We start from the raw sequence: 25,382 nt of genomic DNA, 5'->3' as shown, positions 1-25,382 counted from the left end.
TACACTCCTCGTACTGATGCAGGAGGGGTTGATGCATTTCAGGAATTGCGTGCGTGCGCCCGCTATCGGCGCGTTGCTGGCGCTTGTTGCCGTCTCGCCAGCTGCCGCCCAGCCCTTCGCCAGCGAGGGCACGTACGAAATCCCGGCCGGCGCGAAATTCAATCCGGAGAAGCTTGCGAAGATAACCGCGTTCTTCAAGAACGAGGTGGAGACCGGGAAGATCGCCGGCGCGGATATCCTGATCCGGCAGCGCGGCAAGGACGTCTATCACGAGACCTTCGGCGTGCAGGATGTGGTGTCCAAGGCGCCGATCACGGACAAGACCATCTTCCGCCTCTCGTCGCTGACCAAGGCGATCACCTCCATCGTGGCGATGCAGCTGGTCCAGGACGGGAAGATGAAGCTCGACGATCCCGTCTCGAAATACATTCCCTCCTTCGCCAAGGTGAAGGTCGGCGTCGAGAAGAAGGCCGAGGACGGCAGCAAGACGCTCGAGCTGGTCGATCCGGTCCGCCCCATGACCATTCTCGACCTGCTGCGTCACACCTCCGGCGTCACCTACGGCTTCTATGGCGACAGCCTGGTGCGCAAGGCCTACAAGGACGCCAACCTCTATGCGGGCGATTTCGACCTCGCCGAATTCGCCGAGCGCATCGCCAGGCTGCCGCTGCACAACCAGCCCGGGGCGCTCTGGCAATACGGCCATTCCACCGACATCCTCGGCCGGATCATGGAGGTCGTCTCGGGAAAATCATTGCTCGAGGTCGAGAAGGAAAAGCTGCTCGATCCCCTGGGCATGGTCGATACCAACTTCTTCGTCACCGAACCCGAGCGGCTGAAGCGGCTCGCCCAGCCGGTGCCGAACGACAGCGACTTCCGCGTCGGGCGCCAATACCGGACCGAGGTTCGCCAGAAGTGGGAGTCCGCCACCGGCGGCATGGTCTCCACCATGGACGATTTCTCGAAGTTCGCGCAGATGCTGCTCAACGGCGGGACCTATGACGGCAAGACCTACCTGACGCCGGAGACGTTCAAGTTGATGTCCGCCGACCACATCGGTCCCGGCTCCGGCGTCGACCGCGACTATTTCTATTTCCCGGGGGACGGTTTTGGCATGGGGCTCGGGCTTGCCGTGCGCACCGATCCCGGCAACGCCAAGCCGCCGCCGCCGGGTTCGCTGGGCGAGCTGAAATGGGACGGCGCCAGCGGCTGCTATATGGTGATCGACCGCAAGCAGGAGATGCTCTTCGTGCTGCTCGAGCAGACGCCGTCGGAGCGCCAGCGTATCCAGCGCACCCTCAAGCTGCTGGTCTATGAAGCGCTGGCGAACTGAGCGCGCCGCGGGGCGCTGGCTTGCCGCCGCAGCGCTCGCGATTCTGCTGTTCGCCGGTTGGGCCGGCGAGGTGCGCGCCGGCTCCCGCTCGCCGGCCGCGGGGACGCTGTCGCCCGAGGCCTTGAAGCGGATCGGCGATACCGTTCGCAGCGAGATTGCAGCCGGCAAGATTCCCGGCGCCATCCTGCTGATTCAGCAACACGGCAAGCCGGTTCATTTCGAATGCTTCGGCATCCGCGATCCCGACACCGGGCAGCCGATGACGCCGGATTCGATCTTCCAGATCTATTCGATGTCGAAAGCCGTCACGTCGGTCGCGGTGATGATGCTGGTCGACGACGGCAAGCTGTCCCTCGACGACTCCGTCGCGAAGTACATTCATTCCTTCGCGGACGCCAGGGTCGGCGTCGATCTTTCCGATGAGTCGGGAAAGCATCCGCTCAAGCTCGTGCCGTTGCAGCGCCCGATCACGATCAGGGACCTGTTGCGCCACACGTCGGGCATCACCTACGGCTTCTTTGGCGAAACCCAGGTGCAGAAGCTTTATGCCAATCCGCTGCTGTACGCGGGCGATTATGACAACGCCGACTTTGCCGACCGGATCGCCGTGCTGCCGCTCGCCGACCAGCCGGCAACGCGCTGGAACTACAGCCATTCAACCGACGTGCTCGGCCGCGTCGTCGAGGTGGTTTCGGGCCAGACGCTTTACCAGTTCGAGAAGCAGAGATTGTTCGATCCGCTCGGCATGTCCGATACCGCCTATCATGTCGCAGACAAGGCGAAGTGGCCGCTGATTGCCAGGGGATTCTTGGTCGATCGCTTCCGGGTTGCCGGGATCAAGGATCCGACGGAGAAGCGGCGCTGGGAGTCCGGCGGCGCCGGCCTGGTCTCGACCATCGCCGACTACGCCCGCTTCCTGCAGATGCTGCTCAATGGAGGCGAACTGGACGGCAAGAGATATCTCAAGCGCGAGACCGTCGCGCTGATGACGTCGGACCAGATCGGGCCGAAGACCGGGATCATTCATGATCCCTTCTATTTCCCGGGCCCCACCAGCGGCTTCGGTCTTGGCTTTGCCGTGCGCACCTCGCCGCCGCCCGGCACGACCTGGCCGCTCGGCGAGTATCGCTGGGATGGCGCCGGCGGCAGCTTCTATTTCGTCGATCCCGTCGACGACATGTTCGGAATCTTCATGGTGATGGCGCCGACACAGGGCGGGCGGATACAGTTGAACCTGAAGACGATGATATTCGAGGCAATGGGGAAGGGGCTGCGCAGGGACTGACGAGATCAGGCCACCGCGTTTCGCGCAATCGTCTCCCGATAGAACGATGCGCTCAGCTTGGGTGAGCGGCGCTGGGTTTCGAAATCGACGTGGTAGAGTCCGAAGCGTTGCTCAAATCCGTCTCCCCATTCGAAATTGTCCATCAGGCTCCACAGGAAATACCCGGATACGGGCACGCCTTCGGACGTCGCGCGCTGCAGCTGCGCCAGGTAGTTTCGCAGATACATGATGCGGTCCACATCGTAGATGGTGCCGTCGGCGGCCGGCTGGTCGCTCCCGGACGTCCCGTTCTCGGTGATGTAGATCGACTTCACGTTCCACACCTTGGCGACGTGGCGCGGTACCCAGTACATCGTTTCGGGACCCGGTCTCAGCCAGGTCGCCTTCATGTGGGGAAACGATGCGGGGAACGGCGCGAGCGTAAAGCCGCGTTCGTTTTCGGCGGCAATGACATAGTGGTCCGGTGTGTAGACGTTCAACCCGACAAAATCGAGCGGCGATGAAATGATGCGCAGGTCTTCGGCGGTGAATTTCGGTGCATCCTTGCCGGCCAGGTATGTGTCTGGATATTTTCCTTCCAGGATCACCGTCAGATAGCCGGCGTTGAGCTCGCGCATGGCCATCTCGGCCGCGCGGATGTTCGCTGGCGTTTCGATGGCGGGAATGCAGCTCACGGCGTTTTCCGCCGGACCGACCTTCGTTCCGGCACGCGCACTGGCCCGGATCGCCCGCACCGCCATGCCATGTCCGAGCGCGACGTGGTGGCGGACCTGGTTGAGTTCCGCCTGCGGCAATTTGAGGCCGGGGGCGTCGGCGCCGATGCCGTGGCCGAGGTGAACGAACCGGGAGCATTCGTTGATGGTGAAGAAGTGCTTCACCCGATCGCTCAGGCGCGCAGCCACATAGGCTGAATAGTCCGCAAAGGCTTTCGATGTGTCGCGGGAGGTCCAGCCGCCGAAGCGGTCCTGCAGCGCCTGCGGCAGGTCCCAATGATAAAGCGTGGCAAACGGCGCTATGCCGTTTGCCAGCAACTCGTCCACCAGTCGGTTGTAGAAATCGAGGCCTTTCGGATTTGGCGAGCCGGTGCCTTCCGGAAAGACGCGCGGCCAGGCAATCGAGAAGCGGTAGGCCTTGGTGCCCAGCGCCTTCATCAACTGAACGTCTTCCTTGTAGCGATGAAAGTGATCGCTCGCGGTGTCGCCGGTGCTGCGATCGGAGATCGTCCCCGGCGTGTGCGCAAAGCGGTCCCAGATCGACGGGCCGCGGCCATCCTCGTTCACGGCTCCCTCGACCTGGTAGGACGAGGTGGCCGTGCCCCACAGAAAGCCCTTGGGAAAGGTCGATCGGGCTCGTCGTTTCGGCTCGCTCTTCCTGGACCGGTCGGTCTGACCGGAGGCCGCCGAGGGGGCCGACAGGCCAAGCGCCGACGCGGCGGCGAGGCCAGCGAACTGGCGGCGGGAAAACTGGTTGGAGGCCATCATTTCACGTGTTTGCAGCCGGGTTGCCATTCGCGCCCAGCCTTGATGCAGATTGGAAGCAGATGCTACAAACTCCCGTCACATCGCGCAAACCGTACGGGATCATCACCTTGCGCACGCCGCTGGCGCTTCTGTCCGTTTCCCTTGGCATCGTTGCAGCGGTCTGGTGGTGGTTGGCCGCGCCGGTCACCCTGGCGCGTGCGCCGATCGATCCCGCGGCGAAACTGGAATGCGTCTCCTACGCGCCCTTCAGGGGCGATCAGACGCCGCATAACCCGGACCTGATCGTCAGCCCGGACCAGATCGCCGAGGATCTGGCCGTACTGGCCGGGATAACCAAATGCATCCGCACCTATTCCATCGACAATGGATTGGACAAGGTGCCCGAGCTCGCGTCCAAGGTGGGATTGAAGGTCCTGCTCGGGGTGTGGCTCGGACGAACTCGCGCGACGAACGCTATCCTGGCGGACAAGGCGATCTCGCTCGCCAGGGATCATTCCGGAACGGTCAGCGCGATCATCGTCGGCAGCGAAGTGCTGCTGCGCGGCGACATGATCGTGTCCGACCTCCGCGAGATCATCCGCTCGGTCAAGCAGCGCGCGAATGTGCCGGTGACCTATGCCGACGTCTGGGAGTTCTGGCTGCGTCACAAGGAGGTCGCCGCTGACGTCGATTTCGTCACCGTTCATTTCCTGCCTTATTGGGAGGACGTTCCCGTGCGCGCCGAGGAGGCCGCCGCCCATGTCGATCAGGTCCGGCTGCAGGTCGTGGCGGCGTTCCCCGGCAAGGAAATCCTGATCGGCGAAACCGGCTGGCCGAGCCACGGGCGGATGCGCGACGGTGCGCTGGCTTCGCGCATCAATCAGGCCCGCTTCATTTCCGATATCCTCGGCCGCGCCGCGCGCGACAAGTTTCGCGTCAACCTGTTCGAGGCCTATGACGAGCCGTGGAAGCGCAAGTGGGAGGGGTCGGTGGGCGCCCATTGGGGCTCGCTGGATGCGACCGATCGCAAGCTGAAATATCCGGCCGGGGCGGAGATCAGCAACTATCCGTCCTGGAAGCTGCAACTGGCATGCGGCCTCGCTTTCTGCATTTCGGTGTTCGGGGCCGGCTTGCTGACGCTGCGGCTTCGGCCATCGCCGCCGCCGCGAGCCTCCGCTTGGGTTGCGGTGGCGATCTGCGCGACGACAGGCGGAGTCCTGCTCGGAATCGGCGTCGAGAAAATGCTGCTCGAAAGCTACGGGATCGGCGGCTGGCTGCTGCAGGGCTCGCTGATTGCCGCAGGAATGGCCGCACCGTTGCTGTCGGCTCATGCGCTGGTGGCGGGGCGTTCGCTTCCGACTTTCTTCGCAGTCCTGAGTCCGGCGGACGACCGGGGCCCGTCGCCGATGACGCGGAGCCTGGGCATCACCCTGATCTTGACCACCCTGCTGGCAACGGAGACGGCACTGGCCCTCGTCTTCGACGGGCGCTGGCGGGATTTTCCGTTCGCCAGCCTCACCATGGCCGTGATGCCGTTTTTTGCGGTGGCCATGTTCAATTCCGCCGAATCGGGCAGGCGGCCGCTGGCCGAGTGCGTGTTCGCGGGATTGTTCGCTGTCACCGCGCCCTATATCGCCTTGAACGAAGGCGCGCAGAACTGGCAGTCGCTGTGGACCTGCGCGGCCTATCTCGTGCTCGGCATCACGCTATGGCGGCCGCGCGCCGTTACCTTCGCCGAGACGGCGGCGGATGCCGTCCCGGCCGTTGTCATGGAGCCGGCTGCGCGCGGCTGACGGGCGGGCGCTACGCCGAGCGAACGATCTCGCGCACGTGGCCGACCATCTCCTCGATCATCCCTGCCGTGACATCGAGATGCGTGCAGGCCCTGATGCGGCCGTCCATCATCGCCAGCAGCACGCCGCGCGGGCGCAAGGCCGCCACCATCTTATCGCCGGAGACGCCGGCGCCGTCGGGCTTGAAGAACACGAGGTTGGTCTCGGGCTGCTGCACCTCGATGCCGTCGATCTGCGACAGCCCGCGGGCCAGCGCGCGCGCATTGGCGTGATCTTCCGCAAGGCGGTCGACATGATGATCGAGCGCGTAGATGCAGGCGGCTCCGCAGACGCCGGCCTGCCGCATCGAGCCGCCGAGCCGCTGCTTCCAGCGCCAGACCTCGTCGATGAATTCGCGGGAGCCTGCGATGACGCCGCCGATCGGGGCGCCGAGACCCTTTGAGAAATCGATCCAGGCCGAATCCCATCCCGCCGCCATGTCGCGCGCGGAGATGCCGGTGGCAACCGTGGCATTCAGCAGCCGCGCGCCGTCCATGTGGGTCGCCATGCCATTGGCCTTGGCGATGTCAACGACTTCATCCAGCGCCGCCTTCTTCCAGATCGTGCCGCCGCCGATATTGGCGGTCTGCTCGACGCTGACCACGGTCTGCGGCGGCTGGTAGCGCGAGCGCGGATGCAATGCTGCCCGAAGCGTTTCCGGCGAGAATTGTCCGTCATCGCCCTTCAGCGGCGTGATTTGGAAGCCGCCGAGCGCGGCATGCGCGCCGCCCTCGCGGGCGATGATATGCGCGGTCTCATGCGCCAAGATCTCGTCGCCCGGCCGGCAATGCACCAGCGTCGCCGCGACATTGCACATGGTGCCCGAGGGCATGAACACCGCGGCTTCCTTGCCGAGCAGGTCGGCCACGCGCTCGCATAGCGCGTTCACCGTCGGATCGTCGCCGATCTGCTCGTCGCCGACTTCCGCTCTTGCCATGGCCTCGCGCATCCCCGGCGTCGGCCGCGTCTGCGTGTCCGACAGCAGGTTGATGCGCACCGGCGGCGCCTTGGGATCGCGCGGGGGAGGGGTGTAGAACATTGTGATCCTCATCTTTCCGGGCGAATTGAATCACGATCCGGATTTGTTGTCAGCATCGGAGACATCAGGGATAAAGTTGCCGGCGGGCGGAGTGGCGAAATCGCAAGATCACGATCTCGTCCTCGTCGACGCGATAGTCGATCAGATAGGGATAGGGATTCGTTGGCAGGCGCCGGATATTGCGGCGGCTAGTCATGCGTCCGGCAAACGGACGCTCTTGCAAGAGCGAGACGAGGGCAAAGATGCGGTCTCGGACGTGCGTCGCTCCCCGAGGTGACCGCGCGTCAATGAAGGTTAGTACGTCGTCGATCTGTGCGAGAGCACGGCGTGTGTAGCGGACGTTCACCGGCCATGCTTCTTCCACATGGCGTCGACTTCCTCTGCAGAAGCCAACTCACCGCGCGAAACCTCGGCTTCCGCTTCAGCGAGATCGGCATCTTCCTCTGCTGTCAACTGGATCGGCGGCTGTTCGACGCCCGCGAGCTCCAAAAGAACGCGTGCAAGTTCGTCCTGCTCTGCGTCGGGCAGGGTGGCAACTTTGCTAAAGGCTTGTTCCAGCAAACGGGTCATAGCGAAAAGATACCACAACAAAAAGGCCCCGGCAAAACCGGGGCCTTTGGATATCGCGAAACGCGGAACCGATCAGCGCGAATAGAATTCGACGATCAGATGCGGCTCCATCTGCACAGGGAACGGCACGTCTGACAGGGCCGGGATGCGGACGAACTTGGCGGTCATCTTGCCGTGGTCCACCTCGAGGAAATCCGGCACGTCGCGCTCGGGGAGCTGGATGGCTTCCAGCACGGGCGTGAGCTGCTTGGAGGCTTCCTTCACCTCGATGCTGTCGCCGACCTTCAGCTTGTAGCTGCCGATGTTGACCTTGCGGCCGTTCACCTTGACGTGGCCGTGGTTGATGAACTGGCGCGCGGCGAACATGGTCGAGACGAACTTGGCGCGATAGATCACGGTGTCGAGACGGCGCTCCAAAAGGCCAATCAGGTTCTCGCCGGTGTCGCCCTTCATGCGGCCGGCCTCGACATAGATGCCGTGGAACTGGCGCTCCGAAATGTTGGCGTAGTAGCCCTTCAGCTTCTGCTTGGCGCGCAACTGCACGCCGAAGTCGGAGAGCTTGCCCTTGCGGCGCTGGCCGTGCTGGCCGGGGCCGTATTCCCTGCGGTTCACGGGGCTCTTCGGGCGGCCCCAGATGTTCTGGCCCATACGGCGATCGATCTTGTATTTCGCCTCACTGCGCTTTGTCATCGCGTCCTCTTGCGTAAGTTTGGGTTTTGAGGAGACGCGCCCTCCTGTGCAGCCGGACTGTCCGGTTGCCGACAGGTCCGCACTCGAAAGCTCAAGCACGGACCACGGGTCGCGAAACGCAACGCGGGCCGAAAACCGGCCCGCGAGCAGGGCGGTTTCTAGGCAGAAACGGCCCAGATGTCAAACAAATGCGGCCGGTTTCTAAAGCCAAAATGGCAGGTCCGGGAGCGCAAAATCCCCTGGTTTCTGACCACCCGGACCCTGCTCCGGCTCGATTGGACGCGGATTCGGCCCCGATTTCCCGGTTCAGGACCTGTTCGGGCCGGGTCGGGGCCATCTCCATGGGGCGGCCGCGGACCCGACGGGCCAAAGCGCGGCCCCGAATCGTCCGGATTGGCGGCTGTCAGCGCTTGATGCCCTCGAGGCTGGCCGCAATGCCGCGCTGGAACAGCGACCAGTCGAAGCCGAGCGCCAGCGCCACATAGCCGCGCGCGATCATCGCATTGGCCGCCTCCGCGGTGCGCGCCACGCCGCCGATCGGCACGCCGCTCTTCAGGATGCCTTCCTCCGCGCGCTTCATCAGCGCCACCACCTCGGGATCGTCGGGCAGGCCGCGCTTGTTGATGGAGGTGGCGAGGTCGCCTGGGCCGATCACGGCGAGATCGATGCCGGGGGTTGCCATGATCTCGTCGATGCGCTCGACCGCGGCGACATGCTCGATGGTGACCATGCAGATCATGTCGTCGTCGGCGGTTGCCATGTAATCGTTCATCGAGACGTTCCAGCGGAACGGCGCGTGGAACGGGCCCCACAGCCGATCCCCCTTCGGCGGATAGCGCACGCTGCGCACGGCTTTCTCCGCATCGGCGCGGCTGCAAATCATCGGAAAGTTGATGCCGAGCGCGCCGAGATCCATCGGTGCCTTCGCCAGCCACGGTTCGTTGGCGGCGATGCGCAGCATCGGCACGCAGGGCGTGCCCGCGGTGGCGACGATCATCGCATGCGCGGAGCCGAGGTCGATCGGCCCGTGCTCGAGATCGACGATGATCCAGTCGAGCGTTTGCGCCATGATCCGCACGGTCTGGATGCTGGGAATGGTGGCGATGGCCCCGAAGGTGGGGCGGCCCTCCCGCCACATCTTCTTGAGGCGGTTGAGCGGCGGCAATGTCGATGTCAATGCAGAAACTCCGGCGGGTGTGCCCCGCGCCAAAGTCTAGAGCATGATCCCGAACAGTGGGAACCGGTTTTCGTGCAGGATCATGCTCAAGAAATAGAGATCACGCCGGAACGCGGCCACCGAAAAACGGCGTCAAGGCACGGCTCAGCGTGTGCGGTCGTCCCGACGTGAAGATCATCTCGGCGCCGGCGCCGTCGTAGACGTCGCCGGGCTGGCCCATCAGATCGACCACGCGCCGCGCGATTGCGGGCGCTGGATCGATCCAGTCGACCGGCCAGGGCGCGAGTTCCGCCAGCCGGTCCAGCAGCAGGGGATAATGCGTGCAGGCCAGCACGACCGTATCGGTGCGCGCAGAGGCGTTGTCGGCCGCGCCGACGAAGCACGGCGCTATCTCCGCCGCGATATCCGCATCGCGCACCGTCTCGCCGCTGAGCGCTGCTTCCGCCAGCGAAGCCAGTTCCGGCGAGCCTACCAGCGTCACTTCGCAGCCCTGCGCGAAATCGCGGATCAGGCCGTGGGTGTATTCGCGCTTCACTGTGCCCCTGGTGCCGAGCACCGAGACGCGCTTGGTCTTCGAGCTCGCGCAGGCCGGCTTGATCGCGGGCACCGTACCGACGAAGGGGATGGCGTAGGCGGCCCGCAGATGCGCCATCACGAGCGTGGACGCCGTGTTGCAGGCGATCACGGCCAGGTCCGGCGCGTGCTTGTCGATGAGTTCACCGATCAGCGGCACCACGCGGGCGATGATCTGCTCCTCGCTGTGGTGGCCGTAGGGAAAGAACGCATCGTCGGCGACGTAGGTGTAATGCGCATCCGGCCGCGCAGCGACGATCTCGCGCAGGACGGTGAGACCGCCGAGGCCGGAATCGAAAACGAGAATCGTGGGGGGCGCTGGCACGGGCGCATCCTAGCCGATCCGCAGTTACGAATCAGTTGTTTTGGCGGGACGCCGGCTCTCCTGACCCCTGGCGACGCGGCGACCTCCCGGCATGTTCCCGCTTTGATTGCGCCTTGCGCTCTCTGCAATTTCGCGCGACCATTCGTCTTTTGCGGCATTCCGGGGACAGGTCGTCCATGTCGAAAAATATCGTCCTTTTGTCCGACGGGACCGGAAACAGTTCCGCCAAGGTTTTCAAGACCAATGTCTGGCGGCTGTTTCAGATTCTCGATCTGGGCGATCCGGCGCGCCAGATCGCGTTTTATGATGACGGCGTCGGCACATCCTCGTTCAAGCTGTTTGCGATCCTGGGCGGCGTGTTCGGCTTCGGACTGAAGCGCAATGTGATCGACATCTACAGCTTCTGTTGCCGGAATTATCGGCCGGGAGACCGGATTTACGGTTTCGGCTTCAGCCGCGGCTCCTTCACCATGCGCGTGGTTGCGGGAATGATCGCCCGCGAAGGCCTGGTGCCCTATTCCGGCGACGAGGCGGCGCTGGCGCGTCATGCGGCGGACGCCTACAGGGCCTATCGTCGGCGCTTCAACATCACCAAGGGGCTGGTGACTCCGTTGCGGGATCTGCGCGATCTCTGCATCAAGGCATATCGCCATGTCAGGGGGATTCCGCAATTCGACGGGAAGAAGCAGATCGAGATCGAGTCGATTCATTTCCTCGGGCTTTGGGATACGGTGGACGCCTATGGCGGCCCGATCGAGGAGATGACGCGCGCGATCGACTACTGGATCTGGCCGCTGTCCATGCCGGACCGCTTCCTGAATGCGAAGGTGCACAGGGCCTGCCACGCATTGGCGCTGGAGGATGAGCGCGATGCCTTTCGCCCCGTGATCTGGGACGAGCGCTATGTCCGCGGCAGGGCGGAGGTCGCTGGACGCGAAAAGAAGGACTGGCTGTTCGGCGTCGAACACGATCCGCGCAGCGATGCGGCAAAGGCCGCGGACCCGGCGCCGCACTTGCGCATGGACCTGCCGCCCATCGATCGCGAGCGCATCAGCCAGGTCTGGTTCACCGGCGTTCACGCCGACATCGGCGGCGGCTATCCGCAGGACGGGCTTTCCCATGTCGCGCTCGACTGGATGCTCGACCGCGCGCAGCCCTACGGGCTGCTGTACTCGGCTTTCCAGCGGCAACACGTCTGCGGCCCGCAGATCAACCCGTACGACAAGCTCAACGACTCGCGGAAGGGCCTTGCGGGCTACTACCGCTACAAGCCGCGCAATATCAAGGAGACCTACGAGGCGCCGCCGTACAAGCCTTCGTTCAGGGCCGACGTCGCCACCATGTGGCGATTGCTCCGGAAGCAGCACGATCCGCAAACGGAAATCCTGGCCGACCTCCATCCCAGCATGCCGCAGACCGTATTGCCGCCGCCGCAGGCCACCGTTCATGAGGCTGTGTTCCAGCGTATCCGGCATGGGACGGATCGCTACGTCCCGGTGGTCATGCCGAGGCAATACAAATACACCGACAAGGCCGGCGCGGTTACGCGTGCGCTGCATCCCGTCGATCCCGGCAATCTGCGATCGAGGGTGCAGGACGACGTCTGGAACTGGATCTGGCTGCGCCGCGTCGTCTATTTCCTCACGGTGCTGGCTACGCTGCTGGTTGTCGGCATTCCGTTCTTCGTCATCTACTTTCCCGGAGTTGGCCTCTCCTGGGTCGGCGCCTTCGTCAATCCGCTGGTGAATGCCGCGGCATCGTTCCTGCCGGGTTTCCTCGAACCCTGGTTCGTTGCCTTCCGCAACGCGCCCGGCTTGCTGCTGGCCGGTTCGATCGTAGTTGGCGGTTTCCTGTGGCTGGGGTCCAACCTGCAGCACACCATCCGCGATGTATCGCGGGTGGCCTGGCACGCGCCGGCCGGTCATCCCACCCCCGGCGGCTGGCATGCCGCTGTCCACAAGCTGCGCAGGGCCGGCATCTACCGCGTCACCTTCTACTTCCTGAAGCATTGGCTGTTCCCGACCGCCATCGTGGTCTGGCTGTTCTGGTGGCTCGCCTTCGGCACGGCCAATACGCTCGGTCTGATCTGCAAGGGGGAGGGCGGCGTCCTGGTCGAGGACGCGGCGGCGAGGCCTGCGGTCATGCAGACAGCGAAGGCGTGCAACGCGACCGGACTCCGCGTTGCGCAGGGAGAAACCTACCGGATCACGCTCAAGGTCACCGACGCCTGGAAGGATCACATGACTGAGACCGGTCCGAACGGTTTTGACAACAGCCGCGCGCCCTGGATGCAGCTGTGGGGGTGGCCCTACAAGCGGCTGATCTGGTCGAACTGGTTCGCGACGATTCTTCGTGTCGGCGGTCCCGGCCTGGAAGAACATCTGCTGCAGTTCGAGGGAAAGGAAGGCGGTATCTGGACGGCGACCTTCGCGCCGCGGGCAAACGGCGAAGTCTTCCTTTACGTCAATGACACCGTGCTGAGTTTTCCATGGATCTACGACCTGTTCTACCGATGCAACAACCACGGCAAGGCCGAGGTCACGATCGAAAAGCTTCCCAAACCGGGGAGGCCTTGACCCTGACCATCACCTAGCTTGAAACTCAGCTCGCCCCGAACACGCGCTTGAAGATCGTGTCGACGTGCTTGAGGTGATAGCTGAGGTCGAACTGCTCGGCGATCTCGGCATCGCTGAGATATTTCTTCACGTCGGCGTCCTTCTTCAGCAGCGTCAGGAAATCGCCTTCGCCGCGCCACACCGGCATGGCGTTGCGCTGCACGAATTTGTAGGCGTCCTCGCGGCTGGCGCCCTTTTGGGTCAGTGCGATCAGCACGCGCTGCGAATGCACGAGTCCGCCGAGCCGGTCGAGGTTCTTCTGCATGTTGGCGGGATAGACCAGGAGCTTCTCGATCAGGCCGGCGAGGCGCATCAGCGCGAAGTCGAGCGTTACCGTGGCGTCGGGCCCAATCATGCGTTCGGCGGAGGAGTGCGAGATGTCGCGCTCGTGCCACAACGCGACGTTCTCCAGCGCCGGCGTCACATAGGCGCGCACCATGCGCGCCAGACCCGTGAGATTTTCCGACAGCACGGGGTTGCGCTTGTGCGGCATCGCGGAGGAGCCCTTCTGGCCTTCCGAGAAGAACTCTTCGGCTTCCAGCACTTCGGTGCGCTGCAAATGGCGGATTTCGATCGCCAGCCGCTCCACCGAGGAGGCGATCACGCCGAGGGTGGCAAAATACATCGCATGCCGGTCGCGCGGGATCACCTGCGTGGAGATCGGTTCGGGCGCGAGCCCCATCGCCTTGGCGACATGTGCCTCCACGCGCGGATCGATCTGCGCGAAGGTGCCGACCGCGCCCGAGATCGCGCAGGTCGCGACCTCCTTGCGCGCGGCGACCAGGCGCTCGCGGCCGCGGGAGAATTCGGCATAGGCATAGGCGAGCTTCAGCCCGAAAGTGACGGGCTCGGCGTGGATGCCGTGGGAACGGCCGATGGTCGGCGTCATCTTGTGCTCGAAGGCGCGCGTCTTCAGCGCCGCCAGCACCTTGTCCATGTCGGCAATCAGCAGGTCCGCCGCGCGGACCAGCTGCACGTTGAGGCAGGTGTCGAGCACGTCGGAGGAGGTCATACCCTGGTGCACGAAACGCGCTTCGGGTCCGACGATCTCTGCGAGGTGCGTCAGGAAGGCGATGACGTCGTGCTTGGTCTCGCGCTCGATCTCGTCGATGCGCGCGACATTGAATGTCGCATCCTTCGCCTTGGCCCAGATCGTCTTCGCCGCTTCCTTCGGGATGGTGCCGAGCTCGGCCAGCGCGTCCGCCGCATGCGCCTCGATCTCGAACCAGATCTTGAAACGCGTCTGCGCCTCCCAGATGGAGGCCATTTCCGGGCGGGTATAGCGGGGGATCATCGACGACTCTGACGTTTGGGGTTACGCCGCGCTTTAGCAGACGGGGAGAGGTGAGACAAACTTCCGCGCCGTCCGAATAGGGTTCGTCATGCCCGGGCTTGTCCCGGGCATCCACGCCTTCGGGTGCGTGGCCAAAGGAAGACGTGGATGGCCGGGACAAGCCCGGCCATGACGCGGGGAAGGGCCGCCCAAGTACTCACAGAAGTGTGAATGACAGATATTGAAATCTGTCAGCACAAGATGCTATATGCATTTCCGACGCCCGAGCATGCTGCAGAGAACGGGGCATGCCCAAGACCAACAAGTGACCAGGGCGCCGCGCGGGTTGATCGGCCAACAAGGCCGGCAACCTCGAAAACTCAAGGGCTTATCACCATGACTACCGAAATTCTTGGTTTGGCGGTTCAATTCCAGCTCTGGGTCAACCGGCTGGTTGCCCGCCGTCTCGAGGCCCAAGCGACCAAATTCATCCGCTAAGGCCGCATTTCAGCGAGACGCAGAGGGAACGTCCATGAACGAAGTCGTTGTCTTGACCCCGGAGCGGATTCTCGAAGCGACCGAAGAAGTCCTGCGCCGCTACGGACTGGCCAAAGCCACCGTCGTCGACGTTGCGCGTGCGCTCGATGTGAGCCACGGCAGCGTCTACCGGCATTTTCCGAGCAAGGCTTCGCTGCGCCAGGCGGTGGCCAAGCGCTGGCTCGACCGCGCCAATGCGCCGCTGCAGAAGATCGCCGAGAGCACCGGCCCCGCGCCGGCGCGGCTCGACAAGTGGCTGCGCACCATGATCGACATCAAGTACAAGAAGGTCTGCGAGGATCCCGAGATGTTCGCGACCTACCTCACGCTGGCGCAGGAAGCCTGCGAGGCCGTGAAGGCCCACAAGGAGCGCCTGGTCGACCAGGTCGCGCATATCATTTCCGACGGCGTCAAGCAGGGTGCTTTTCAGGCGGCGGACGTCAAAACCACCGCGCGCGCGGTGTTCGACGCCACCACCCGCTATCACCATCCCGCCCATTGCGACGACTGGAAGGATCCGGCCAAGGCCGCGCGGGTCGACGCCCTGCTGGGTCTCCTGCTCAGGGGCCTGGAGGCTCCGCGCAAGCGCTGAGGCTGTCTGCACTTTCCGCAATTGTTTGATATCCATCAGAGACCGGTTCGGGCCGGACCGCTAGGATGGTTGCGGAGGAAATTTTGCGGCTCGCCATTTTTGCCGACATTCACGCCAACCGGCAGGCCTTTGCCGCATGCCTCGATGCTGCGCGCGCCAAAGGCGCGGAGCGGATCGTCTGTCTCGGCGACATCGTCGGCTATGGCGCCGATCCCGAATGGGCCGTCGATACCGTGATGGAACTCGCCAGCCAGGGCACCCCGGTGGTGCTCGGCAATCACGACAACGCCGTTGCGACCTCCACCGAGAGCATGAATGCCGAGGCCCAGGCCGCGATCGAATGGACGCGGGGGCGCCTGAGCGCGCCGCAGCGGCAGTTCCTCGCCGGTCTGCCCTACACGGTCGAGGAGGAGACGCGCCTCTACGTCCATTCGGAGGCCTCCAATCCGCCGCGCTGGCGATATGTGCGCGAGGCGGCGGACGCCGGGCGCAGCATGATCGCGACCTCGGCGCACATCACCTTCTGCGGCCACATCCACCGCCCCGCGCTCTACTCGATGTCGGCCACCGCCAAGATGACCAGCTTTGTCCCGGTCGCCGGCGTTCCCGTGCAGCTGTTGCGCGGGCGGCAATGGCTCGCCGTGCTCGGCTCGGTCGGCCAGCCGCGCGACGGCAATCCCGCCGCGTCCTTCGCCATGTTCGATACCGACAAGGACGAGATCACCTACCTCCGCGTGCCCTATGACATCGCTGCGGCTGCCGATCGCATCCGCGCCAACAGCCTGCCGTCCTGGCTCGCCGACCGGCTTTTCACGGGGCACTGATGACGACGAAATCGAAGATCGAGCCCGGCACCGTCATCGACGGCTTTGTCATCGGCGAGCAGGTGCATTCCGGCGGCATGGCGACGCTGTGGAGCGTCACCCATCCAGGCATCTCGGCGCCGCTGTTGATGAAAATCCCGCGCGTGTCGGAAGGCGAGGATCCCGCCGCCATCGTCAGCTTCGAGATGGAGATGATGATCCTGCCGCGGCTGTCGGGGCCGCACGTGCCGCAATGTTTCGGCACCGGCGATTTCGCCCGCCAGGCCTATGTCGTGCTGGAGCGCATCCCCGGCCAGACGCTGTACAAGCGGCTCGGCGACCTGCCGCTGCCATATGAAGAGGCGAGGGTGCTGGTCGGCAAGATCGCGGACGCGCTCGCCGACCTGCACCGGCAGAACGTCGTGCATCACGACATGAAGCCGAGCAGCGTCATGTTCCGCGAAAGCGGCGAGGTGGTGCTGATCGATTACGGCCTGTCGCACCACAACCATCTGCCCGACCTGATGCAGGAAGAGTTTCGCGTGCCCTACGGCACCGCGCCCTACATGGCGCCGGAGCGGCTGTCGGGCGTGCGCGACGATCCGCGCAGCGACCTGTTTTCGCTCGGCGTGCTGCTTTATTTCTTCACCACCGGCGAGCGGCCGTTCGGCGAGGGCGAGACCATGCGCGCGGTGCGGCGCAGGCTGTGGCGCGATCCCTATCCGCCGCGCAAGCTCAAGGCCGATTATCCGCCCTGGCTGCAGGAGATCGTGCTGCGCTGCCTCGAGATCGAGCCGGCCTGGCGCTATCCGACGGCGGGGCAGCTTGCCTTCGAGCTCGGCCATCCCGACCAGGTCAGGCTGACCGGGCGCTCGGAGCGGCTCGCGCGCGATCCCTTCACCACGGTGTTGCGCCGCCGCTTCAATCCCGGCGTGACGCTGCAGCAGCCGAAAGCCGACGTCGCCGCCCAGCTCGCCTCCAGCCCGATCGTGGCCGTCGCCATCGACCTCGCGGAGGAAGCCGAGGTGCTGCATGAGGCGCTGCGTGTCGCCGCCGCGCAGGTGCTGGCGACATTGCCGTCGGCGCGGCTGGCCTGCCTCAACGTGCTGAAGCTCAACCGCCTGACGGTGGACCGCACGCTGGATCAAGAAGGCCGCAACAAGCACGTCGAAAGCATGGTGGCGCTGCAGCACTGGGCGCAGCCGCTGAAACTCGACGAGAGCCGGCTGACAGTGCACGTGCTGGAGGCGTTCGATCCCGCCAATGCCATCCTGGAGTTTGCCCGCACCAACCACGTCGATCATATCGTGCTCGGCGCGCGGCAGAATTCGCTGGCGCGCTCGCTGCTCGGCAGCGTCTCCGCCGAGATCGCGGGCCAGGCGCCATGCACCGTCACCGTGGTGCGGCCGCCGCGGCGGGCAGAGCAGGATTCCTAGGCCGGATCAGCTAAGCCTGGTGCGCGCGCGTTCGAGAATGCCGCGGACCCGCTGCGGGTCTCGAATGCAGCGAAACCCGTATCGGCCGGTATAGTCGGTGTCGGGAGAGCGGGTGGATATCCCCGACGCGAAATTGAGATGACCGGCGCCGCGGCCGATGTCGAGCACTTCGAGCGCGGCATCCATGTCTGCAAAGGCGGTGCTCGTTCCGCTCCGCTTGCCCCAGGCCGTGCGCAGGATCAGTGCGCGGCGGTCGGTGATCACGCACAGCGTCTGCATGTCGTGCAGCAGCATCACCAGCGGCGCAGCGATGAGCATCGCCCCGAAGAGGAGGGGAAACGGAGCCCATTCGCCGATCCAGCGCCGCGACAACGCAATCACGGTGAGGATCAGCCAGGGAAATCCGACCCACCACAGGAATCGCCACATCATCATCCGTGCGACTCCGTCGGGCTGCCCCTGCCAGAGCACGCGCTCGCCAGGCTGCAGCGTCTTGGAGAGAAGCCGCCGCAATCCGCCGGAAAAGGGCGTCGATCGGAGTTCGTCCAGATTCATGCGCGTTAGTCGCAGCAGTGCGGGGAATCGTTCGGACTCAAGCGCTTTTTGGCTTTCTGGACCGCGCGACCTGAGCGGAAATGTTCAGCTCCACCGCCTCGCGGATCAGCGCCTTGAACGCCTTCTCATTGATTTTCCCGCCCTCACGAATATCAATCGCGCGCCGCGTGCCGCCTTCTAGGCTGGCATTGAAGAGGCCGGCGGGATCCTTCAGCGAAGCGCCCCTGGCGAAGGTCAGCTTCACCACAGCCTTGTAGGTCTCACCGGTGCAGATGATGCCGTCGTGCTCCCACACGGGAACGCCGAGCATCCCGTTCGACGGCTTTCGCCATTTCACTTCCTCGATCACATCGGGATCGGCCTGCCTGATGAGCGCGCGGATGCGGGCGAGCGTCTCGCCGCGCCAGTCGCCGAGCTTCCTGATGCGCGCCTCGATCAGCTTCGAGGGGTTCTCGCCCTGCTTTGCTTCCTTCGCGCCGCCCGTTTTCATGGTCGCTTTCTTCCTGGCCGTCGTCATTGCCTTTACATCCGTTCGCCGGGCAACCGGCTCGCTTGCTTCACCCAGTCGACAAACTGTGCTTCGTCGAGCTTGCCTTCATGAATATCGAGATAGCGCACTTCCTTGTGTTTGGACTCGCCGGGCGGCAGAGGGCGCAGCGATGAGCCGCGGAAGAAGGTCACTTTGATGTACTTCGTGAAGCAGTGATAGCTGAGGAACCAGCCCCCGCCCTTGATGCCGTAGAAGGGCGAATTCCATTTCACTGCCTTGTGCGCGCCGGGCACGGTGCGCTCGACCAGCGCGTCGAGCCGGCGTCCCACGTCGCGCTTCCAGCCCGGCATGGCGGCGATGTAGGCCTGCACCGGGGCGTCGCCCTCGGCCTTGGCGATCTGCGGATTGCCCCCGGATAGCAGCACCGGCTTTGCGCTGGCTCCCCTGGCGGCCTTCTTCCTGACGGTCACGGTGTCCGCCATTTCGCAGCGTAGGGCAATGCGAACAGGTAAAGACCGGACAGCAGCAGCAGGATCAGCGGAAACAGCGCCAGCAGGCCCACCCAGATCGCCTGCTTCTCCTGCACCATGGCGACGATATTGACGATGACCGCGAGCGTAAAGGCAATCGACAGCCAGCGGTGGCCCTGCCGTATCAGCTTGTTCATTGGACACTCCTAGCAAACCAAAGTGAAACCTGGCGGATGTCAGTCCGCCTTCGCCAGAACCTGCTCCAGCCTTTCGAAGAACTGCTTCCATCCGGCATGCGCGCCGCCGAACGCCTGCCTCTGGTCAGGGCGGAAGCCCTTCTGCTCCATGCGCAGGCGAGTGCCCGTGCCCGTCGGCGTCAGCGTGAACGTCACCACGCTCTCCAGATTGAAGGCTGCATCGTCGTGCTTGAAGTTCCAGGTGTAGGACAGCTCCCTGTTCGGCTCGACGACGAGCACCTCGCAGTCCAGCACGCCGCCCCAGTCGCCGCGCAGGTTGAAGCGGTGGCCGACGCGCGGGGTAAAATCGTTCTTCATCAGCCATTCCTCGATCAGATGCGGCTGCGTCAGCGCGCGCCAGAGTTTTTCCGGCGGATGGGCGATGTCGCGCTCCACGACGATCGAGCGCGTTTCGGTCGCGGCACTTGTCATTGGTCCATCCTTTTCAGCAGGCTTTCGAGATCGTCGAAGCGCTTCTCCCAGAATCCGGTCAGCTGGCCGGTCCAGTCGATCAGCGGGGCGAGCGCGCTCATCTGCGCGCTGTAATGCGTCAGGCGGCCCTCGTGGCGATCGCGCACGAGACCGGCCTGCTTCAGCAGCCCCAGATGTTTCGACACCGCCGGCTGCGAAACGCCGGCCCGCGCGGTCAGCGCCCCGACCGTCTGCTCGCCGTCGCGGCACAACCGCTCGAAGATCGCCCGCCGGGTCGGGTCGGCGAGCGTTCGGAACAGCGTGTCGTGGGCCTTGGTCATGCCAGATCGATAACCCTTTGGTTATGGGATTTACGTATAACCGGTGAGTTATGGATTAGTCAAGCGGCTTGGCCTCATGGTTCGAGACGCGCCGCAAGCGGCGCTCCTCACCACGAGGGTCCAGGATTTCGCCGCGAAACAGGACCTCATCCTGAGGAGCCCGCCAAAGGCGGGCGTCTCGAAGGATGGGCGTCAAATGCGATAGCATCGGCGGGGCATTTTCGTTCGGGCGAGCGGCGGTCGCGCGCGAATGTCAGGGGCGCCGCTTCGCCTTCTTGCGTTCGCGGCGCGGCTGCTCGAGGCGGACCTTGGTCAGGTCGCGCAGCATCTCGTTGAGATAGTGGGCCAGCGCGACGCGGTCGTCGAATTTGAAGCCGGCCATCGCCTGGTCGTAAAACTGGAAGATGCGCTCGCGCAGATCGGTCCAGAACGCAAAGCCCTCGCGCGTCAGGCGGACCATGCGCGCGCGCTTGTCGGCGGGGCCGGTCACCCGTTCGACCAGGCCGTCGCGTTCGAGGCGCTTCAGCACGCCGTCCAGGTTCTGCCGGCTGACGACGAGGAAGTCGGCAAGCGTGCCGACTGACATGCCGGAGGTCGGCCGTGGATCGGACAACGCGCCGAGCACCGCCCATTGCACGGTCGTCACCCCGAGTTCCTTCACCGCCTGCTTCTGCAGGGTGTTGGCGACCTGGAACAGGCGGAAGAAGATCCGGTTGTTGAGGTGATCGGCGACCCGTTCCGGCTGGCCGGGCAACAGGCCGCCGGCCTCTTCGAGAGAGGCCGCGCCTGCTTGCTTTCGCGGGGGAGTGGCCATCCGGGCGCCTCTGGATTCCCTAGCGGAATTGCGGCTTGCGCTTTTCGAGGAACGCCTTGACGCCTTCGCGCGACTCCTCGGTGTCGTAGAACAGGCTCAGCGCCTGCATGCCCATCGCCGAGATGCCGCGGATCGATTCCGAATCCTGGTTGAAGGATCGCTTGGCGATCGCGATCGCGGTCGGGCTCAGCGCCGCGATTTCCGCGCACCAGCGCTCGACCTCGGCGTCGAGCTCGGCCGGTTCGACCACGGTGTTGATCAGGCCCATCTCGAGCGCCTGCTGCGCGGTGTAGCGCCGGCACAGCATCCAGATTTCGCGCGCCTTCTTCTCGCCGACGACGCGACCCAGCAGCGCGGTGCCGAAGCCGGGGTCGACCGAGCCGACCTTGGGACCGACCTGGCCGAACACCGCCGAGGACGCGGCGATGGCGAGATCGCAGCAGGTGACGAGCACGTTGCCGCCGCCGATCGCAAAACCGTTGACGCGCGCGATCACGGGTTTCGGCACGTCGCGGATCGTGGTCTGCAGCTCCTCGACCGGCAGGCCGATGATGCCCCGCCCGTCATAGGAACCGTCATGCGCCGACTGGTCGCCGCCGGTGCAGAACGATTTCGTGCCGGCGCCGGTCAGCACGATGGCGGCGATCGACTTGTCCCATCCCGCCTTGTTGAAGGCGTGGATCAGCTCCTCGCAGGTCTGGCCGCGGAAGGCGTTGTACTTGTCTGGCCGGTTGATGATGATCCAGGCGGCGGGACCGCGGACTTCGTAAGTGATGTCGTTGTACTGCACCTTGCTCTCCTCAACCATTCATCGTGAGACCGCCGGAGACGCTGATCACCTGGCCGGTCATGTAGTTGGCATCGTCGCTGGAAAGGAAGGCGATGAGGCCGGGCATGTCGTCGGGCTGTCCGAGCCGCTTCAGCGGAATCGCCCGCTTCAGTCCCTCATAGATCTTCTGCCCGAATTCGCCTTCGCCGGCGAAGGAGCGCAGCAGCGCCGTGTCGGTCGGTCCCGGGCAAACCACGTTGACCCTGATGTTGTCGCGCGCGCATTCCCGCGCCATCGTCTTGGAGAACGAGATGATGCCGCCCTTGCACGCGGCATAGACGGCTTCGCCCGACGATCCGACCCGGCCGGCATCGGAGGCGATGTTGACGACCTTGCCGCCGCCGGCGGCGATCAGGTGGGGCAGGGCGGCCTTGTGCAGGTTGAGCGGGCCGCGCAGGTTGATGGCGATGATCTTGTCCCAGAGATCTGGCTCGGTCTGCAGGAACGGTTTTGCAACGTCCCATCCGGCATTGTTGACGAGGATGTCGAGCTTGCCGAATTTTGCGACGCCGCGGTCGACCGCTTCCTTGACCCGTCCATAGTCGATGATGTCGGCCGTGACGCAGAACAGCCGCGACTCGCCGGCGCCGAGATCGGCGGCGAGCTGCTTCAAGGCGTCAGCGTTGACATCGATGGCGATGATGTTGATTTCCTCGTCGAGGAACCGGCGGCAGATCGCGCTCCCGATTCCACCGGCTGCGCCAGTGACGACCGCAACGCGGTTCTTGAGACCTCTCATGTTCCTACCTCACCTTGCTCTATCTTCCGCAGATCTTCGCGGTGGTTTCAAATCCGGTTTCCCAGGATGGCGCCTTCGTAGATCGCGCGCTTGGCGTCGAGTTCGCCTGCGAGCCTCGCGCCGCCGATCACGTGCACCGGTTGCCCGTTCGCCGCGATCTCGTCGGCGATCCGCCGCTCCGGTTCCTGGCCGGCGCAGACGACCAGCGTATCGAACGGCAGGATTTCGTTGCGGTCGGGGAGGGCGATGTGCAGCCCCTGCGCGTCGATCCCCACATAACGTGCGTCGGAGATCTGGCGTACCTTCATGTCCTTCAGCTCCTGTCGCAGGATCCAGCCCGTGCTCTTGCCGAGCGTGCGGCCGAAGGCGCCGGGCGAGCGCTTCACCATCGTGATCTGCCGCCGCGCCGCATGGGTTTTCGCCGTGCCGCCGATGCCCCAGCGCTCGAAAAATTCCTCGCGCGTTTGCCTTCGGCCGTTGCTCTCCAAGGCGAGGAAGAGCGCGACGTCGTGCCCGATGCCGCCGCCGCCGACGATCACGACGCGGTCGCCGGCCTTCACGCTGCCGTCGAGGATCCTGATGTATCCGACGACGCGCGGATCGTCGCCGCCGGGGATGTCGATCGGACGCGGCGACACGCCGGTCGAGACGATCACCTCGTCGAAGTCAGACCGCTTGAGCGTATCGGCATCGACCGCCGCTCCCGTCCGGATCTCGACCCCGCAATCGGCGAGCTGCGCCGCAAAGCTTTCGAGCGAGAGTCCGTAGTCCTCCTTGCCGGGAATGTGCGCCGCCAGCGCCAACTGCCCGCCGATGCGGCTCGCCGCCTCGAACAGCGTGACGTGATGGCCGCGGCGGGCGGCTTCGAGCGCCGCCGCAATGCCGGCCACGCCGGCACCGAGCACGGCGACGCGCTTGGCGGCAGGCGCAGGGGTGTCGGAAAACTCGTTCTCGCGGGCCGCGCGCGGATTGACCAGGCAGGTGATCACCTGGTCGGTGAAGTAATGGTCGAGGCAGGCCTGGTTGCAGGCGATGCAGACATTGACGAGATCGGGGCGGCCGCGGCCTACTTTGCTGACGAATTCGGCGTCCGCCAGCAGCGGCCGCGCCATCGAAACGAGATCGGCGGAGCCGCTCTCGATGATCCCGGCTGCGTCGCCGGGAAGATTGATGCGGTTGCTGGCGGTGACGGGGATGCCGACGGCCTCCTTCAGGCGGCGCGTCGACTCGATGAAGGCCGCGTGCGGCACGGGGCCTGCGATGGTGGGCACCGCGGCCTCGTGCCAGCCGATCCCGGTCGAGAGACAGTCGGCGCCGGCCTTTTCGACTTCCCTGGCGAGCCAGGTCGTTTCGTCCTGCGTCAGCCCGCCCTCGACGAGCTCGAGCGCGGAGATCCGATACGAGATGACGGCGTCGCCGATTGCGGCGCGGACCGCCCTGACCACGCCGAGCGGAAAGCGCGCCCGGTTTTCCAGCGGGCCGCCCCATTGGTCGTCGCGGTGATTGGTGCGCGGCGCCAGGAATTCGCTGATGAGATAGCCTTCCGAGCCCATGATCTCCACGCCGTCATAGCCGGCCTCGATGGCGAGACGCGCCGTCGTCGCATAGTTTGCGATCGTCTCCTCGATCTCTGCGGAGGTGAGTTCGGCGGGCACGTCGCGGTTGATCGGCGACTTGATGGGCGAGGGCGCCACCACGGCCGGGTGATAGCCGTAGCGGCCGGCGTGCAGGATCTGCAAAAGGATGCGGCCGCCCGCCGCGCGGACGGGCGCGGTGATCCTGCGGTGGTCGCCCACCTGGTCCGGCCGCTCGAACGTGCCGGGCTCGTTCTTCATGCGGCCCGCGAAATTCGGCGCGAACCCGCCGGTGACGATCAGTCCCGTGCCGCCCTTGGCGCGCTCCGCATAGAACCGGCCAAGCTCGTCGAAACGCTCGGGATGGCATTCGAGGCCTGTGTGCATCGATCCCATCACGATCCGGCTCTTGAGCGTCACCGCGCCGACCCGGATCGGATCGAGAAGTACAGCGTGCGCGTTCGGCATGCGGGGCTCCGGCGTTTCCAGGCGTTTGTTGCCTGTCGACTAGCGCTGTCCGCATAATATGTCAATATATTTATATATATGGGAGCGGGATTGCCAAATGGAAGTGAGATGCAGCGCATCAAGCGAGATCGCGCCGTTCACGAGTGAAATATAAGACAATATATTGTAATTAATGGGCGACTCGCGCGATGTAGCAGCCGCCCAGCTCTGCTTGTTGCGATTGAGACACGAAATGCCGGCACTAATGTCGCCGTCGCCGCCGGGCGGAAACGTCCGGCGGCAAGATTGGAAATCGAATTCCGCAGCAAGTTCAGCTAGTTCTAAAAATCGGAACAATATCTGTTGACAGTTCCGTAAATCGGAAGTATATCCGGCGCATCCCGCGCCTCCATGAGGGGACGCTTCGCGGTCGTCACGAACGTTGGCGCGGGTTGCGATGGACGCTGCGGCGTCAGGCGAGATTGTTCCCGCCCGACGAAACGTTGGCAGCGTACGGCGAAATCGTGTGGTCCTGGCGCCGCGACCCTGGCGTCTATCCCCGCCGGCCTGTGCTGGCGAGGCAACGGGGGCAAGAAAGGCCGTTCCCCGGGGAGAGCGCGACATAAGTCGTAAAGCCATTGCGCGGGGAAAGCCGGGATGTCTCGGCTGTACCTGTCAAACCCGTGTGCATTTTCTTTCGCTACAGATCGCACACGGTGATGCGGGTGCCGCCGGCGCCCGGCTTTCCCTGCGCCCTCTTCAAAAAAGGGGGCCAACGAGATGCAAAGCTCAGGCGAAAATCGCGTCGTGAGAACGAGAATGCATGTCTTCAAGTGTCATCGCCCGCGAAAGCGGGCGATCCAGTATTCCAGAGACGTCAGCTGTCATGTCGATGGGCTGCGGCGGACTGGATACCCCGCATGCGCGGGGTATGAC

General features: G+C 64.6%; 26 protein-coding genes. 8 read left to right on the top strand and 18 right to left on the bottom strand.

Going from position 1 to position 25,382, the window contains the following annotated elements; all coding sequences use genetic code 11:
• Positions 1–31 precede the first annotated feature (31 nt).
• Both HZB49_RS29375 and HZB49_RS29370 read left to right on the top strand, forming a co-directional pair.
• On the top strand, positions 32–1,333 hold the full coding sequence (locus HZB49_RS29375) for a serine hydrolase domain-containing protein (RefSeq protein ID WP_291617645.1): 1,302 nt from the start codon (positions 32–34) through the stop codon (positions 1,331–1,333).
• Positions 1,314–2,618, top strand: coding sequence for a serine hydrolase domain-containing protein (locus HZB49_RS29370; protein WP_291617644.1), 1,305 nt, complete (start codon positions 1,314–1,316; stop codon positions 2,616–2,618). Before HZB49_RS29375 ends, HZB49_RS29370 begins: the two co-directional genes overlap by 20 nt.
• 5 nt (positions 2,619–2,623) lie before the next feature.
• Here the strand turns inward: HZB49_RS29370 and HZB49_RS29365 are convergent, their stop codons facing one another.
• Complete coding sequence (locus HZB49_RS29365; RefSeq protein ID WP_291617643.1) at positions 2,624–4,126, bottom strand: GH1 family beta-glucosidase; 1,503 nt, start codon at positions 4,124–4,126, stop codon at positions 2,624–2,626.
• A gap of 80 nt (positions 4,127–4,206) precedes the next feature.
• Here HZB49_RS29365 and HZB49_RS29360 point away from each other — a divergent pair, with 80 nt between their 5' ends.
• The gene (locus tag HZB49_RS29360) at positions 4,207–5,871 is read left to right on the top strand and encodes a glycosyl hydrolase family 17 protein (protein ID WP_365859675.1); all 1,665 of its coding nucleotides are present in this window, start codon (positions 4,207–4,209) and stop codon (positions 5,869–5,871) included.
• A gap of 10 nt (positions 5,872–5,881) precedes the next feature.
• Here HZB49_RS29360 and HZB49_RS29355 read toward each other — a convergent pair whose 3' ends face one another.
• From HZB49_RS29355 to murI, 6 genes are all read right to left on the bottom strand, one after another.
• Positions 5,882–6,949, bottom strand: a complete 1,068-nt coding sequence (locus HZB49_RS29355) for a threonine aldolase family protein (protein ID WP_291617641.1) — start codon at positions 6,947–6,949, stop codon at positions 5,882–5,884.
• 64 nt (positions 6,950–7,013) lie between these two features.
• Positions 7,014–7,295: a type II toxin-antitoxin system RelE/ParE family toxin gene (locus HZB49_RS29350; RefSeq protein WP_291617640.1), complete on the bottom strand. Its 282-nt coding sequence runs from the start codon at positions 7,293–7,295 to the stop codon at positions 7,014–7,016.
• Positions 7,292–7,519 (bottom strand): hypothetical protein, encoded by a 228-nt coding sequence (locus tag HZB49_RS29345; protein WP_291617639.1) that lies wholly within the window; start codon positions 7,517–7,519, stop codon positions 7,292–7,294. The genes HZB49_RS29350 and HZB49_RS29345 overlap by 4 nt, the downstream gene beginning before the upstream one ends.
• A 72-nt stretch (positions 7,520–7,591) precedes the next feature.
• A complete protein-coding gene (rpsD, locus tag HZB49_RS29340; RefSeq protein ID WP_291617638.1) occupies positions 7,592–8,209 on the bottom strand; it encodes a 30S ribosomal protein S4 in 618 nt (205 codons plus the stop codon).
• Between the two features lie 403 nt (positions 8,210–8,612).
• The gene (locus HZB49_RS29335; RefSeq protein WP_291617637.1) at positions 8,613–9,386 is read right to left on the bottom strand and encodes an aldolase/citrate lyase family protein; all 774 of its coding nucleotides are present in this window, start codon (positions 9,384–9,386) and stop codon (positions 8,613–8,615) included.
• A 100-nt stretch (positions 9,387–9,486) separates the two neighbouring features.
• Entirely contained in the window at positions 9,487–10,284 is a 798-nt protein-coding gene (gene murI, locus HZB49_RS29330; RefSeq protein WP_291617636.1) for a glutamate racemase, read from the bottom strand.
• 176 nt (positions 10,285–10,460) lie between these two features.
• Between murI and HZB49_RS29325 the strand changes: the two genes are divergently transcribed.
• On the top strand, positions 10,461–12,860 hold the full coding sequence (locus tag HZB49_RS29325) for a DUF2235 domain-containing protein (RefSeq protein ID WP_291617635.1): 2,400 nt from the start codon (positions 10,461–10,463) through the stop codon (positions 12,858–12,860).
• Between the two features lie 25 nt (positions 12,861–12,885).
• Here the strand turns inward: HZB49_RS29325 and purB are convergent, their stop codons facing one another.
• Positions 12,886–14,193, bottom strand: a complete 1,308-nt coding sequence (gene purB, locus HZB49_RS29320; RefSeq protein ID WP_291617634.1) for an adenylosuccinate lyase — start codon at positions 14,191–14,193, stop codon at positions 12,886–12,888.
• Positions 14,194–14,403: 210 nt separating this feature from the next.
• Here purB and HZB49_RS29315 point away from each other — a divergent pair, with 210 nt between their 5' ends.
• The 4 genes from HZB49_RS29315 (at position 14,404) to HZB49_RS29300 (ending at position 17,540) form a co-directional block, all read left to right on the top strand.
• Positions 14,404–14,670, top strand: a complete 267-nt coding sequence (locus tag HZB49_RS29315) for a hypothetical protein (protein WP_291617633.1) — start codon at positions 14,404–14,406, stop codon at positions 14,668–14,670.
• A 34-nt stretch (positions 14,671–14,704) separates the two neighbouring features.
• A complete protein-coding gene (locus HZB49_RS29310; protein WP_291617632.1) occupies positions 14,705–15,301 on the top strand; it encodes a TetR family transcriptional regulator in 597 nt (198 codons plus the stop codon).
• A gap of 83 nt (positions 15,302–15,384) precedes the next feature.
• Positions 15,385–16,125, top strand: a complete 741-nt coding sequence (locus HZB49_RS29305) for a metallophosphoesterase family protein (RefSeq protein WP_291617631.1) — start codon at positions 15,385–15,387, stop codon at positions 16,123–16,125.
• Positions 16,125–17,540, top strand: a complete 1,416-nt coding sequence (locus HZB49_RS29300) for a bifunctional serine/threonine-protein kinase/universal stress protein (RefSeq protein WP_291617630.1) — start codon at positions 16,125–16,127, stop codon at positions 17,538–17,540. The genes HZB49_RS29305 and HZB49_RS29300 overlap by 1 nt, the downstream gene beginning before the upstream one ends.
• Before the next feature lie 6 nt (positions 17,541–17,546).
• Here the strand turns inward: HZB49_RS29300 and HZB49_RS29295 are convergent, their stop codons facing one another.
• The 10 genes from HZB49_RS29295 to HZB49_RS29250 form a co-directional block, all read right to left on the bottom strand.
• Positions 17,547–18,095 (bottom strand): hypothetical protein, encoded by a 549-nt coding sequence (locus HZB49_RS29295; RefSeq protein ID WP_291617629.1) that lies wholly within the window; start codon positions 18,093–18,095, stop codon positions 17,547–17,549.
• 37 nt (positions 18,096–18,132) lie between these two features.
• Positions 18,133–18,585: a DUF1801 domain-containing protein gene (locus HZB49_RS29290; RefSeq protein WP_291617628.1), complete on the bottom strand. Its 453-nt coding sequence runs from the start codon at positions 18,583–18,585 to the stop codon at positions 18,133–18,135.
• Positions 18,586–18,617: 32 nt separating this feature from the next.
• Positions 18,618–19,067, bottom strand: a complete 450-nt coding sequence (locus tag HZB49_RS29285; RefSeq protein WP_291617627.1) for a DUF1801 domain-containing protein — start codon at positions 19,065–19,067, stop codon at positions 18,618–18,620.
• On the bottom strand, positions 19,052–19,252 hold the full coding sequence (locus HZB49_RS29280; RefSeq protein WP_291617626.1) for a hypothetical protein: 201 nt from the start codon (positions 19,250–19,252) through the stop codon (positions 19,052–19,054). Before HZB49_RS29280 ends, HZB49_RS29285 begins: the two co-directional genes overlap by 16 nt.
• Positions 19,253–19,291: 39 nt before the next feature.
• The gene (locus tag HZB49_RS29275) at positions 19,292–19,723 is read right to left on the bottom strand and encodes an SRPBCC domain-containing protein (RefSeq protein WP_291617625.1); all 432 of its coding nucleotides are present in this window, start codon (positions 19,721–19,723) and stop codon (positions 19,292–19,294) included.
• Complete coding sequence (locus tag HZB49_RS29270) at positions 19,720–20,043, bottom strand: metalloregulator ArsR/SmtB family transcription factor (RefSeq protein WP_291617624.1); 324 nt, start codon at positions 20,041–20,043, stop codon at positions 19,720–19,722. Before HZB49_RS29270 ends, HZB49_RS29275 begins: the two co-directional genes overlap by 4 nt.
• Positions 20,044–20,296: 253 nt before the next feature.
• A complete protein-coding gene (locus HZB49_RS29265; RefSeq protein ID WP_291617623.1) occupies positions 20,297–20,857 on the bottom strand; it encodes a MarR family transcriptional regulator in 561 nt (186 codons plus the stop codon).
• 19 nt (positions 20,858–20,876) lie between these two features.
• Complete coding sequence (locus tag HZB49_RS29260) at positions 20,877–21,647, bottom strand: enoyl-CoA hydratase-related protein (protein ID WP_291617622.1); 771 nt, start codon at positions 21,645–21,647, stop codon at positions 20,877–20,879.
• 10 nt (positions 21,648–21,657) lie between these two features.
• The gene (locus HZB49_RS29255; protein WP_291617621.1) at positions 21,658–22,425 is read right to left on the bottom strand and encodes a glucose 1-dehydrogenase; all 768 of its coding nucleotides are present in this window, start codon (positions 22,423–22,425) and stop codon (positions 21,658–21,660) included.
• Between the two features lie 47 nt (positions 22,426–22,472).
• Positions 22,473–24,467, bottom strand: coding sequence for an NADPH-dependent 2,4-dienoyl-CoA reductase (locus tag HZB49_RS29250; protein WP_291617620.1), 1,995 nt, complete (start codon positions 24,465–24,467; stop codon positions 22,473–22,475).
• Between the last annotated feature and the right edge of the window lie 915 nt (positions 24,468–25,382).

It is taken from the genome of Bradyrhizobium sp. (genome assembly GCF_016219575.1).
Taxonomy (GTDB): domain Bacteria; phylum Pseudomonadota; class Alphaproteobacteria; order Rhizobiales; family Xanthobacteraceae; genus Bradyrhizobium.
Note: the sequence above shows the minus strand (reverse complement) of the source record. Positions and strands in the feature narration are given on the sequence as shown.